The organism is Variovorax sp. IB41 (genome assembly GCF_016405905.1).
Lineage (GTDB): Bacteria > Pseudomonadota > Gammaproteobacteria > Burkholderiales > Burkholderiaceae_C > Variovorax.
On the sequence record NZ_JAEFCB010000015.1, the window covers coordinates 151035 to 161329 of the forward strand.

The window sequence follows — 10295 nt, forward strand, 5'->3', positions numbered from 1 at the left end:
GCGTCGATGACCTGGGAGGTCATGGCGCCGCGCCGCCGCCACGCCAGAATGCGGGCCATGAACACCACCCGCAGCACCCATTCGTCCAAGGCCAGCCAGCCCGGCGCGCGCGATCCGTTCGGCGCGCACCTGCGGCACTGGCGCACCCACCGGCGCCTGAGCCAGCTCGACCTGGCGCAGGAGGCCGAGGTCTCGACCCGGCACCTGAGCTACGTGGAGACCGGCCGCGCCGCCCCCAGCCGAGAGATGGTGCTGCGCCTGGCCGAGCGGCTCGAAGTGCCGCTGCGCGAGCGCAATGCGCTGCTGGTGGCCGCGGGATTCGCGCCCATGTACCGGCAGCGCTCGCTCGACGACCCGGCCATGGCCGCGGCGCGGCGTGCGGTCGACCTGGTGTTGAAGGGGCACGAGCCCTTTCCCGCGCTGGCCGTGGACCGACACTGGAACCTGGTGGCGCACAACGCGCTGGTGCCATTGCTGATGGAAGGCGCTGCGCCCGAGTTGCTGAAGCCGCCCATCAATGTGCTGCGCCTGAGCCTGCATCCCGAGGGCGTGGCACCGCGCATCGCCAACCTTGCGCAATGGCGCACCCACCTGCTCGAGCGGCTGCTGCAGCAGATCGCGGCCACCGGCGACGCGACGCTCCAGGCGCTGCACGATGAACTGGCGGCCTACCCCGCGCCCGCCGTGAGCCACGACGCGCCCGCCATCGACACCGCGCTGTCGGCCGTGGCCGTGCCCTTTCAGGTGGTCATGCCGAGCGGCGTGCTGAGCTTCATCAGCACCATCACGATCTTCGGCACGCCGGTCGATGTCACGTTGCAGGAACTCGCGGTGGAGTCGTTCTTTCCGGCGGACGAGCAGACGGCGGCGGCGTTGACGGCACTGATGGCGGCGCAGCAGGCGGGTTGACGGACGAGCCGGCAGGCCGGTCGAGATCGGCCCGGCCGTCCGCGTTGCGTGCCGGGCCTTCGAAGTCGTCCACCTGGATGACCTTGTCGGCGGCGCGCAGGTAGGCCAGCGCCAGTTCGGGGTCGGGCGCCGAGCGCGCGGCTTCCTCCAGCGAATTCGTGCGGCGCAATACCTTGTTGAGCGCGGCCGTCGTATCGCCCGCATCACCCAGTTGCGCGCCCAGCTCCATCGCATGCATCAGGTCGCGCAGGCCCCCGGCCGCGGGTTCGCTGAGGTCGGGCGCCAGGCGCTCGACGATGCGCGGGTTCGTGCGCAGCAGGTCCGCCAGTTCGATGAGCTGCACGTCGCGCAGCGGCGCCAGGTGCGCGGTGCGGCGCAGCACCAGCGCGCCGATCACGCGGCGGCCGGCCGTCGGCAGGTTGGCATAGAGGTCGCGCAGGATCTTGCCCGCCTCGTCCAGCTGCAGCCGGATCGCGGCCTGCGCGAACGGCAGCAGCTCGGGCGCCGCTTCGACGCGATAGCGCCACACGCACGCGCTCGCCAGGTACAGGTGCGCGAGCACGTCGCCCAGCCGCGCCGAGAGCAATTCCATGCGCTTGAGCTTGCCGCCGAGCATGCCCATCGCGAGGTCGGCGGTGAGCGCGTACTTGGCGCTCATGCGCGCGATGAGGCGCGCCTCGCGCTCCAGTTCATCGGGCGGCGTGCCGAGCACCGGCGCGCCGAAAAGGCTGTGCCACAGGTTGACCATCACGTGCTTGCCGTGCGCGATGAGCGCCTTGCCGAGCGCGGTTTCGTCGTTCGCCTGCACGGCCGCCATTTCATCGAGCACGTGCGGATGGCAGCGCACCGCGCCCTGCCCGAACACGATCAGCGCGCGCGTGAGGATGTTCGCGCCCTCCACCGTGATGGCGATCGGCGCCTGCCGGTACGCCACGCCCAGCAGGTTCGACGGGCCCGAGATGATGCCCTTGCCGCCGAGGATGTCCATGCCGTGGTTCACCGCGCGGCGCCCCGCCTCGGTCAACTGCACCTTGAGGATCGCGCTCGCCACGCTGGGCCGCTCGCCCTTGTCGAGCGCGGCGGCCGTGAAGCGCCGCGCCGCATCGCTCGCGTAGAGCTCGGCCGACATCTGCGCGACCAGCCCCGCGATTGCATGGAACTTGCCCACCGGCAGGCCGAACTGCTCGCGGATCTGCCCGTAGCCGTTGCTCACGTACAGCGCCGTCTGCTGCATCGAGGAGCCGAGCGCGGGCAGCGAGATCGCGCGGCCCGCGGCCAGGCACTCCATCAGCATGCGCCAGCCCTGGCCGACCTGTTTTTCGCCACCGATGATCCAGTCCATCGGCACGAAGACCTGCCGCCCGTGGATCGGGCCGTTCATGAAGGCGCTGTCCATCGGGCGATGGCGCCGGCCGATCTCCATGCCGTCGTGCGGCACGGGAATCAGCGCGCAGGTGATGCCGAGGTCTCGCTGGCCTTCGGGGCGGCTCTCGTCGATGGCATGGAAGGCCAGGCCCACCACGGTGGCGACGGGCGCGAGCGTGATGTAGCGCTTATCGAAATCGACCAGGAAGCCGCGCGTCAACTTGCCGTTGAACTCGCGCTCCACGATCACGCCGCGGTCGGGAATCGATGCCGCGTCGGAGCCCGCATAGGGCGACGTCAGCCCGAAGCACGGCAGCTCGCGGCCATCAGCCAGGCGCGGCAGGTAGTGCTCCTTCTGCGCGTCGGTGCCGTAGCGCAGCAGCAGTTCGGCCGGGCCGAGCGAGTTGGGCACCATCACCGTGACGGCCGTGGCCACGTTGACGGTGGCGATGCGCGCGACCACCGTGGCGTGTGCGTAGTGGCCGAAGCCCAGGCCGCCGAACTCCTCGGGAATGATCATTCCGAAGAAGCGCTTCTCGCGCAGGAACCGCCACACCTCGGGCGGCAGGTCGTGCGCCTGGTCGATGGCGTGGTCGTCCAGCATGCGGCAGAGCGCGCGCACCTCGTTGTGCAAGAAGGCCTGCTCGCGCTCGGTGAGCTGGTTGGGGCCCATGGCCGTGAGCACGTCGAAGTCCGGGCGGCCTGCGAAGAGCTGGCCTTCGAAGCCGACGGTACCGGCCTCCAGCGCGGCGCGCTCGGTGTCGCCCAGCGGCGGCAGCGCCTTCGAGAAGGGCTGCATGGCCCATCGGCCGATCAATGAAGCCAGAGGCATGGGGTCTCCTTCGCCGCGACGGTTGCGCGGCTCGGGTTCCATGCTGGGCTTTGCCGCCCCTCTGCGAGGCCGGTCAAGGGCGTTCCTGCGTGTCGGATGCGGGCGCGCCCCTGGCGCCTGCAAGCGCCCGGGTCAGCGGCGCTTGGGGGCCTGTCCGGCGGGCGCAGCGGGTGCGGCAGCGGCCGGCGCCAACGGATCGCGCCAGCCGTATTCGACATAGCGGCGGATCACCAGGCAGCCCGGCGGCGAATCGATCAGCGAGACCGACGAGGTCGGCTCCTTGTCGTCGGTGTAGACCGCGTAGATGGGCAGGAGCCGCGTCATCTTGTAGCTCTTGAGCTCCTGCTCGGCCACGCTCGCGCAGGTGAAGGGCGCCACCGAGATGCGCTCGGCCGACACGGTGCAGGTGCCGCCGTCGCCGGGAATCGCGGTGATCGAGGCGGCCACGCCGGCGTTCGGGTACTGGATGCCGACCAGCGAGAACATCGGGCCGTCGTCGGGGCGCTTGCGGTCCCAGTCGAGCAGCACGTCGTGCCCGCGGCTGCCCTGCACGGTGAGCGTCGCGAGCCGCGTGATGGCGGGCAGGCAGCGCTTGATGCCCACGCTGGTGGCGGCGCGCGTGAGCGTGTCCTGCGGCGGCGCGGCCGGCGCCTGGGGCACCAGCACGCCCTGCGCGAGCGCCGTGCCGGCCAGGGCCCAGGCGGCCATGGCGGGGAGCAAGCGCGCGAATCGTTGTGTCGATGTCTTCATGCGGTGTCTCTTCTCACGCGTAGAGGTTCTCGATGGCGGCGGTGTAGATGCGCACGTTCTCCTCGCCTTCGGGGTCGAGCTTGGCGAGGAGCTTGCGTGCGCGCTCGCGGTAGGCCGGCAGGTCCGCATCGTGTTCGGCAAAGGCCTGCTGCAGCGCGCGGCCGCCCTCTTCGCAGTCGAAGCCGTGGTAGCGGTAGCCGCAATCGCCGATGAGGTGCGAGTTGTGGATGAGCGGGTAGCCGCCGTAGAGCGCCTCGTAGTAGAGGTAGTTCTGCGCGTTCTCCCAGTGGTGCGCGAAGACCGCATCGACATTCCCCGGCAGCACCTGGTACAGCGGAAAGCGCCCCTCGAAAGTCGCGAGGCCGTGCTGCACGATGTCCAGGCTCTGCGCGAAGCCGACGAAGAGCGGCTTCTCCTTCAGGTGAAAGCTGTTGTAGACCCACACCCGCTCCAGGAGCCTGGGCTGCGCGCGGTGCGCCGCCTCGCAGCCGAGCATGGGGATGAAGCTGGTCTTCACCATGCAGATGTTGGGCTCGAAGATGGCCACGCGCCAGCGCTTGCGGCCGGGCTCGTAGTCGAAGCGCTTGGCGCTGCCATCGGCGTTGGTTCCGGCGCGTGCCATGGCCTTCTCCAGCACCATCGGGCTCCAGAGGTGCGGCATCAGCCGCACCGGCGCGCGGAAGGTGCTCGCGAAGTACGGCTTGCACGACACCTCGTATTCCGGCAGCGTCCAGACCTCGTCGTAGGGCGCGCCCGAGACGAGCATGCCGTGCGGCTTGTCGAAGATCATCCGTTCGATGTCGATCACGTAGTCGTTGCCCACGCGCATCGAAACGATCTTGCCGCCGCGCGCCTTGAAGGCCTCCGACCACTCGCGCGCCAGCTGCGCGCTCATCTCGATCATGAGATCGAGCTCCTGCGCGGCGGTGGCCATGTCGATGATCGGCACGGGCGAATCGGCCAGGAAGTTGGTGGCGTCCGCCGGACCGCCGTCGCCGCCGCCCGCCACCAGCACGGTGCTGGCCACGCGCGGCGAACGCATCAGCAGCATCACTAGGAACAGGCAGTTCTGGTAGACGCCGTTTTCCCAGAGGCTCTGCTCGCCCTTGCGGATGAAGATGGAAACGCCGACCTTGAGTTTCGCGGGCATGACGGACGAAGGGGTGTTCTGCACTGCGCTCATGCGGTCCTCATGCCATCGGCACGGAATGCGGGGTCGCCGCCCACGAGATGCAGCAGGCGCTGCGCGTAGGCATCGACGTTCGCCTGGTGGAGTGGATCGATCGCATCGAACATGCGCTGGCTGCGAAGGCGGTAGTCATCGAGTTGCGCATCGTGCCCGCGCACCGCCTGCAGCAGCTGCTCGGCGCCGGCGGCGATGTCGAAGTCGGGGTAGTAGTAGCCGGCATCGCGCAGCCACGGCGAGTTGTGCACCAGCGGGTAGTTGCCGTAGAGCGCATCGAGGTAGCTGTAGTTCTGGTCGTTCTGCCACTGGTGCGACACCACGGCATCGGCGAACTGCACCATGAAGCCCGCGAAATCGTGTCGCCCGTGGAACACCGCCTTGTGCCCGCGCACGAGGTCCAGCGAGTTGGCCATGTAGAGCATCGTCGGATGGTCCTTCAGGTGCAGGGTGTTGAGCACCTGCATCGAGGTCACCGCGTTCGGGTCGGCGCGGTAGGCGCCGTCGCAGATCAGCATCGGCACGCTGCTGGACTTCACGACCGAGATGTTGGGCTCGAAGATCGCCACGCGGAACCCGGGCTGCTCCGCGGTGCGCGGCGCGTAGCCGAAGCGGTAGCCCGACGCCTCGACCTCGGCGACGCGCTGGGCCAGGAACTGCGGCGACCAGAGGTAGGGCACCTCATGCACCGGGCGGCGGTGCAGGGTTCGCATCATCGGGGCGAAGACGGCGTCCTTGGGCAAGAGCCACACCTCGTCGCAACGGTCGGGCTTGCTGAAGTGGCCCTTGTCGCTGAAGACGATCGGCTCGGCCAGCGCCACGAAGGGCTGTCCCACGCAATGGAAGGCCGAGCGCCCGCCGCAGGCACGGAAGTAGGAGAGCCATTGCACGTCGAGCGCGCCGGCCATCTCGATGACCACATCGAGCACGTCGGTCAGCTCGCGGGCGCGGCCGAACGCGAGGCCCATGGCCGAGAGATCGACCTGCGGCGGCATGGCCTGCTGGTCGCCCGCATCGACGAGCGTGACGGATTCGACGAAGTCGATGCGCTGCAGCAACCGGGCGAGAAACAGGACGTTCTGCCCCATCCCGTTTTCCCAGATGTTCTGCCCCGCGTGGGTGAGGACTGAAATACCAATGCGCATGGGGGTGAGTGTGTACCAAAAAAAATGGCTCCCGCACCATCGGCACGGGAGCCACGCCGCGGCTGCGGCGCCGATTCAGTGGCTTATTTCCACTTCCAGCCGATGCCTGCGTTCACGCCCCACTCCTTGCCGGTGGTGGACAGGCCCGCACCCCAGGACATCTTGCCGTCGTCCGACAGCGCCTTGAAGGTCAGCGCCACGGCGCTGTAGCCCTTGTAGCTGCCGAAGCCCACGCCCACGGTCTTCTCGCCGGGGTAGAGCGTCGGCAGGTAGGTGCCCGACATCGCGAAGGCCATCGCGGAACCCGAGTAGGCGATGCGCGCCACGTCGCCGACCTGGCTTTGCACCTGGTTCAGCTGCGTCATGTTGACCGCGTCGGTGGGCAGGATGCCCGGCGCCACGTTCGAGATGCGCGTGCCGCCCGGTGCCTGGCCTGCGCCCAGCGTGACCTGGTTGTAGTTGACCGAGCCGTCCGGGTTGGTCGCGTACTGCACGCTGCTGGCCTTGGCCGATGCGGAGGCCGCCTTCAGCTGGGCCACGTTGGTGGCATCGCTGTCGGCCGAGCCCGCGGCCACGCCGGTGATCTGGCGGAACTGGTTGTTGGCTGCATCGCCCACGGACACCGCGGCCTGCGTGCTGGTCGTGGCGCGGATGGCCGCTTCCTGCTGCGCATTCGCGCTGCCCGGGATGTAGCCGACCGCGCCTGCCGCCGTCGATGCCACCGAGTTCGCGCCCAGCGCCACGCCACCGCTCTGCGTGACCACCGCGCCGAAGCCGATCGCCGTGCCTTGCGAGATGTTCTGCGCCTTGCTCAGCACCGTGCCGCCAGCGTCGGCCTTGTCGCCCAGGGCCACGCCGCCGCCGCCTGCGCGGGAATCCACACCGATCGCCTGCGAGCCCGTGGCCAGTGCGCCGGTGCCGATGGCGATGGCGTTGGCACCCGTGGCCTGTGCGCCGAAGCCGATGGCCACGGCGCCTTCGGCCGTCGCCTTCGCGCCGTTGCCGGCGGCGAAGGAGTTGGCGGCGCTGGAGACCGAGCGCGGGCCGATCGCCACGGAGTCCACGCCGCTCGCGTCGGAGTCGGCGGCGGTGGAGCCCGTGTGGAAGTACTTCGTGCCCTTGTCGTTGATGGTGTTGACCGTCGTGCTCAGGCTGCCGATGCTGCTGGTCGCCGTGCTCAGGCCGGTCGAGGTCGAGGTCGACAGGCTCGCGATGCCGCTGGTCGCGCCGCCCACGCTGGTGGACAGGCTGTCCAGGTTGCTGTTGGTCGTGCTCAGGCCGGTCGAGAGGCTGGAGATACCGCTGGTGGCGGTGCTCAGGCCGGTCGAGGTCGACGTGGACAGGCTGTTGACGTTGCTGTTCGTCGTGCTCAGGCCGGTCGACAGGCTGTCGACGCTGCTGGTCACGGTGCTCAGGCCGGTCGACAGGCTGCCGATGCTGCTGGTCGCAGTGCTCAGGCCGGTCGAGGTCGAGGTCGAGAGGCTGTCGACGCTGCTGGTCACGGTGCTCAGCGCCGACGACGTGGAGGTCGACAGGCTGCTCACGCTGCTGTTGGTGGAGCTCAGGCCGGTCGAAAGGCTGGAGATGCCGCTGGTGGCGGTGCTCAGGCCCGACGAGGTCGACGTCGACAGGCTGCTCACGCCGCTGTTCGTGGAGCTCAGGCCGGTCGAGAGGCTGGAGATGCCGCTGGTGGCGGTGCTCAGGCCGATCGAGAGGCTAGAGATGCCGACGGTGACGGTGCTCAGCCCGACCGAGAGGCTGCCGATGCCGCTGTTCGCAGAGCTCAGGCCCGTGGAGAGGCTGCCGATGCTGCTCGTGGCGGTGCTCAGGCCGGACGACGTGGAGGTCGAGAGGCTGCTGACGGTGCTGTCTGTCGTGCTCAGGCCGGTCGAGAGGCTGGAGATGCCGCTGGTGGCGGTGCTCAGGCCGGACGAGGTCGAGGTGGACAGGCTGTTGACGTTGCTGTTGGTCGAGCTCAGGCCGGTCGAGAGACTCGAGATACCGCTGGTCGCGGTGCTCAGGCCGGACGACGTGGAGGTCGACAGGCTGCTGACGCTGCTGTTGGTCGAGCTCAAGCCGGTCGACAGGCTGGAGATGCCGCTGGTGGCGGTGCTCAGACCCGTGGACAGGCTGCCGATGCTGCTCGTTGCAGTGCTCAAGCCAGACGACGTGGAGGTCGAGAGGCTGCTGACGCTGCTGTTGGTCGAGCTCAAGCCGGTAGACAAGCTGGAGATGCCGCTGGTAGCAGTGCTCAGGCCCGTGGACAGGCTGCCGATGCTGCTGGTCGCAGTACTCAGACCCGATGACGTCGAAGTCGACAGGCTGCTCACGCTGCTGTTGGTCGAGCTCAGGCCAGTCGAGAGGCTCAAGATACCGCTGGTGGCGGTGCTCAAGCCAGACGAAGTCGAAGTCGACAGGCTGCTGACGTTGCTGTTGGTCGAGCTCAGACCGGTGGACAGGCTCGAGATGCCGCTGGTTGCCGTGCTCAGCCCCGTGGACAAGCTACCGATGCTGCTCGTTGCGGTGCTCAGGCCGGACGAGGTAGAGGTCGACAAGCTGCTCACGCTGCTGTTGGTCGAACTCAGGCCCGTGGACAGGCTGGAGATACCGCTGGTCGCGGTGCTCAGGCCCGACGATGTGGAGGTCGAGAGGCTGCTCACGCTGCTGTTGGTCGAACTCAGACCTGTCGAGAGGCTGGAGATACCGCTGGTAGCAGTGCTCAGGCCGGACGACGTGGAAGTCGACAGGCTGTTCACCGTGCTGTCCGTCGTGCTCAGGCCGGTAGACAGGCTGGAGATACCGCTGGTCGCGGTACTCAGACCAGAGGACGTCGAAGTCGACAGGCTGCTGACGCTGCTGTTGGTGGAGCTCAGGCCGGTCGAGAGGCTGGAGATGCCGCTGGTCGCCGTGCTCAGACCCGACGACGTCGAGGTCGACAAGCTGCTCACGCTGCTGTTGGTCGAGCTCAAGCCAGTCGACAGGCTCGAGATGCCGCTGGTGGCAGTACTCAGACCCGACGACGTGGAGGTCGACAGGCTGCTCACGCTGCTGTTCGTCGAACTCAGGCCAGTCGAGAGGCTGGAGATGCCGCTGGTGGCGGTGCTCAGGCCGGACGACGTGGAGGTCGACAAGCTGCTCACGCTGCTGTTCGTCGAGCTCAAGCCAGTCGAGAGGCTCGAGATACCGCTGGTCGCCGTGCTCAAGCCGGACGACGTCGAAGTCGACAGGCTGCTGACGTTGCTGTTGGTCGAGCTCAGACCGGTGGACAGACTCGAGATGCCGCTGGTTGCCGTGCTCAGCCCGGTGGACAAGCTACCGATGCTGCTCGTTGCGGTGCTCAGGCCGGACGAGGTAGAGGTCGACAAGCTGCTCACGCTGCTGTTGGTCGAACTCAGGCCCGTGGACAGGCTGGAGATACCGCTGGTCGCGGTGCTCAGGCCAGTCGACGTGGAGGTCGACAGGCTGCTCACGCTGCTGTTGGTCGAGCTCAGGCCGGTCGAGAGGCTCGAGATGCCGCTGGTGGCAGTACTCAGGCCCGACGACGTGGAGGTCGAGAGGCTGCTCACGCTGCTGTTGGTCGAACTCAGGCCGGTCGACAGGCTCGAGATGCCGCTCGTCGCAGTGCTCAAACCGCTGGACGTCGACGTAGACAGGCTATCGATGCTGCTGGTTGCAGTGCTCAGGCCAGACGAAGTGGAGGTCGACAGGCTGCTCACGCTGCTGTTGGTCGAGCTCAGGCCAGTGGACAGGCTGGAGATACCGCTCGTCGCAGTGCTCAGCCCGCTGGACGTCGACGTGGACAGGCTGTCGATGCTGCTGGTCGCCGTGCTCAGACCGGACGAGGTGGAAGTCGACAAGCTATTGACGCTGCTGTTGGTCGAACTCAGACCTGTCGAGAGGCTGGAGATACCGCTGGTGGCAGTGCTCAGGCCGGACGACGTGGAAGTCGACAGGCTGTTCACCGTGCTGTCCGTCGTGCTCAGGCCGGTAGACAGGCTGGAGATGCCGCTGGTCGCGGTACTCAGGCCAGAGGACGTCGAAGTCGACAGGCTGCTGACGCTGCTGTTGGTCGAGCTCAAGCCAGTCGACAGGCTCGAGATGCCGCTGGTGG

The 10295-nt window shown here is 68.2% G+C and carries 6 protein-coding genes and 1 pseudogene; 1 reads left to right on the forward strand and 6 read right to left on the reverse strand.

Annotation, left to right across the window (positions count from 1 at the left end):
* The first annotated feature begins 57 nt into the window (after positions 1–57).
* On the forward strand, positions 58–909 hold the full coding sequence (locus JC881_RS23915) for a helix-turn-helix domain-containing protein (protein ID WP_198788211.1): 852 nt from the start codon (positions 58–60) through the stop codon (positions 907–909).
* On the opposite strand, the gene JC881_RS23920 is transcribed toward JC881_RS23915, so the two are convergent.
* From JC881_RS23920 to JC881_RS32880, 6 genes and pseudogenes are all read right to left on the reverse strand, one after another.
* Positions 812–3106: an acyl-CoA dehydrogenase gene (locus tag JC881_RS23920; protein ID WP_198788212.1), complete on the reverse strand. Its 2295-nt coding sequence runs from the start codon at positions 3104–3106 to the stop codon at positions 812–814. The genes JC881_RS23915 and JC881_RS23920 overlap by 98 nt on opposite strands.
* A 132-nt stretch (positions 3107–3238) precedes the next feature.
* Positions 3239–3856: a hypothetical protein gene (locus JC881_RS23925; protein WP_198788213.1), complete on the reverse strand. Its 618-nt coding sequence runs from the start codon at positions 3854–3856 to the stop codon at positions 3239–3241.
* Positions 3857–3869: 13 nt separating this feature from the next.
* Positions 3870–5039, reverse strand: a complete 1170-nt coding sequence (locus JC881_RS23930) for a DUF2827 domain-containing protein (protein ID WP_198788214.1) — start codon at positions 5037–5039, stop codon at positions 3870–3872.
* Positions 5036–6184: a DUF2827 domain-containing protein gene (locus JC881_RS23935; protein WP_198788215.1), complete on the reverse strand. Its 1149-nt coding sequence runs from the start codon at positions 6182–6184 to the stop codon at positions 5036–5038. Before JC881_RS23935 ends, JC881_RS23930 begins: the two co-directional genes overlap by 4 nt.
* A gap of 83 nt (positions 6185–6267) precedes the next feature.
* Positions 6268–7155, reverse strand: coding sequence for a YadA-like family protein (locus JC881_RS32735; RefSeq protein ID WP_332875278.1), 888 nt, complete (start codon positions 7153–7155; stop codon positions 6268–6270).
* Positions 7156–7680: 525 nt separating this feature from the next.
* A pseudogene (locus JC881_RS32880) lies at positions 7681–10295 on the reverse strand (hypothetical protein); the annotation flags it as partial.

Coding starts and splice junctions, on each gene's coding strand:
- JC881_RS23915 (WP_198788211.1), top strand. CDS start 58: ATGAACACCACCCGCAGCACCCATTCGTCCAAGGCCAGCCAGCCCGGC.
- JC881_RS23920 (WP_198788212.1), bottom strand. CDS start 3,106: ATGCCTCTGGCTTCATTGATCGGCCGATGGGCCATGCAGCCCTTCTCG.
- JC881_RS23925 (WP_198788213.1), bottom strand. CDS start 3,856: ATGAAGACATCGACACAACGATTCGCGCGCTTGCTCCCCGCCATGGCC.
- JC881_RS23930 (WP_198788214.1), bottom strand. CDS start 5,039: ATGAGCGCAGTGCAGAACACCCCTTCGTCCGTCATGCCCGCGAAACTC.
- JC881_RS23935 (WP_198788215.1), bottom strand. CDS start 6,184: ATGCGCATTGGTATTTCAGTCCTCACCCACGCGGGGCAGAACATCTGG.